This window comes from Paraburkholderia sp. JHI2823 (assembly GCF_038900695.1).
Taxonomy (GTDB): domain Bacteria; phylum Pseudomonadota; class Gammaproteobacteria; order Burkholderiales; family Burkholderiaceae; genus Paraburkholderia; species Paraburkholderia mimosarum.
The window spans coordinates 1-2,342 of the sequence record NZ_JAYMRY010000118.1 but is presented as its reverse complement, the minus strand read 5'-3'; the positions used below and the strand labels follow the sequence as shown (position 1 = coordinate 2,342).

The following is a 2,342-nucleotide window of genomic DNA, read 5'->3' as shown; positions in this document are numbered from 1 at the left end:
ATTCATCAATGTCAGGTATGGAGCGGCGAAGTACCATTCTTCATCCGATACATCCGTTGGGTAGGGTCTGCGTTTTTTCATCCCGCCAGGGTACCAGGTCTGGCCGAAAGTTCATAACACCGTCTAGTCTGGATGGCTCTGGTGAAAATAGAGCCGGCGAATGGGTTAGAAGGTGTTAGGGCTACGCTGATCAAGCCGCGTAAATACGACTTGTTTTGACCAAGGCATGCTTAAATTCTCGAGATCGCGAATAACCGCCGAAAAAGCGTGCATTCCGGCTCCCATTACGCCCCCTGAGAGGCTCGGTGCGGGCTTTTTGCCCGTTACGGGCGCGCCTGTGCCGTCGAGCGACCTCGCCACAGGTAAAGATTGGCCAGCGCGAGCGCAACGAAGGCGCGATTGGCGTTCTTCGCCAGACCGCGATAGCGAACCTTCGTGAAACCCCACAGCCGCTTCACGACCGCGAATACGTGCTCGACCCGGGCGCGGATCTTCGACTTGTTGCGGTTCTTGCGCCGCGCTACTTCGTCGACGAAGTCCTTGCGACGCGTGCGCTTGTTGGTGAAGTCACGTGCCTTCGGAGCCTTGCTGTGGATCAGTGCTTTCTGGCTCGCGTATGCGCTGTCGCCGTAGACGCGTTGCTCCTTGCCGTGCAGCAACTGGGGCAGCGGATGCTTGTTGTGCACATTCGCAGCTGTCACGACGGCGCTATGAGCCAGCCCGCTCTGGCGGTCCACGCCGATGTGGAGCTTCATGCCGAAATACCACTGTTGGCCCTTGCGGGTCTGGTGCATCTCAGGGTCCCGGGCCTTCTCCTTGTTCTTGGTCGACGAGGGTGCACCAATCAGCGTCGCGTCCACGATCGTGCCGCTCTTGAGCTTCGCTCCGCGCTCCTGCAACACCGAGCCCACCTCCGAGAAAATCCGCTCACCCAGCTTCTGTTCTTCCAGCAGATGCCGGAATTTGAGCATCGTCGTGGCGTCCGGCACCGTTTCGCTGGCTAGGTCAATGCCAACGAAACGCCGCAGGCTGAGGCTGTCGTACAGCGCCTCTTCACATGCAAGGTCGGCAAGATTGAACCAGTGCTGCACAAAGAGAATCCGCAACATGCGCTCCAGCACAATTGGCGGCCGACCACTGCCGCGTTTCGGATAAAACGGCTCGACCACTGCACACAGCTTCGCCCACGGCACGATTGCGTTCATCTCATCGAGAAACGCCTCGCGTCGCGTAGGTTTGCGCTGCGCCCCGAACCCCGCGCATTGATCGACAGCCATCGCCAGTGTCAGTTGCTTCATCGTTTTTTGCTTTCGCCGTTGCATGCTCACGCTATAACGAGTGACAGTCGTGAACGGTGGACTTGATCAGCATTGCCTTAGTTGCAACCATTGCGGTGACAATGAGGTTCGCTTGTTCAGAACTTCCAGCTTAAATTGCCTTGCACCGCATGATCCGATTGCCGACTAGCCAGCGAACCCGAATATCCAATGCTGAGGCGTCCATTTTTGCCGATCCCGATCCCAGCATCCACGTTTAGCACAGCTGCGTCTTTCGCAACCGGCACGCTCGCGACTGAGAAGCCTTCGCTGCCGGACGCGAATGCAAGCGTCGCAACCGAACGGCCGCTCGTCAGCGCGTGCTGCCAGCCGAGGCTACCTTGCAGCGTAAGCTGCATCATCGATGTCAGCGTGAGTTGCGTTGTGCCGCGCATGCCGAGTGTCGAGAACGATACATCGTTGTTGCCTTCCTGAGCGCGCAGCGCGGCTGTACCGCCCGTCTCGGCCATTCCATGATTGTTCAAATGAACATAGGCGAGCTGCCCGAACGGCTCCACGTCGGCCGCTCCGCTGAGGTTGAGACGATAAGCGGCCTCGGCGAACATCTGGGTCGTTTCTGCGTTCAGCGTGCCGCTTTCGCGCTCAGACGTCGCGCCATATTGCACATAGCGATCCATGCCAACGCGGTGCCACGCGTGCTCTACGCCCACGCGCAGCCCGAGCGCGCTGGGCTGCCAGGCCGCATATGCACCGAGATGGAAGCTGTCGAATGATGCAGACGTCAGCTGGTCACGCAGATTGATGCCGCTATGGCTGTAGCCGGCGAGGCCACCCACGCGAACACCATCGTGCACCGTTGCATCTGCAGCCGCGAGGAAGCCACCTGTCGAACTGGTGTATCCCCTGACGCCATCACCCCGTGCACCACCCCAAGAGCCCCCCCCGCGGCAGAATAGATGTCGCCCCGATAGAAACTTGAATCTTTCCTGAATTCAAGTCTCACAGATGGTGGTGGTGTTGCCGTCGCCTTTGGCGACGGCCCCCTTCCCACCTATTTCCACAACA

The 2,342-nt window shown here is 59.1% G+C and carries 1 protein-coding gene and 2 pseudogenes; all 3 read right to left on the bottom strand.

Annotated features, from left to right (window positions below; genetic code table 11):
• Positions 1 to 81 (bottom strand): annotated as a pseudogene (locus tag VSR34_RS37785) (IS5/IS1182 family transposase); the annotation flags it as partial.
• 242 nt (positions 82 to 323) lie between these two features.
• Positions 324 to 1,298 carry an IS5 family transposase gene (locus tag VSR34_RS37780; RefSeq protein ID WP_342965159.1) on the bottom strand — a complete coding sequence of 325 codons (975 nt, stop codon included), beginning with the start codon at positions 1,296 to 1,298 and terminating at the stop codon, positions 324 to 326.
• Positions 1,299 to 1,414: 116 nt separating this feature from the next.
• Positions 1,415 to 2,242 (bottom strand): annotated as a pseudogene (locus VSR34_RS37775) (autotransporter outer membrane beta-barrel domain-containing protein); the annotation flags it as partial.
• Between the last annotated feature and the right edge of the window lie 100 nt (positions 2,243 to 2,342).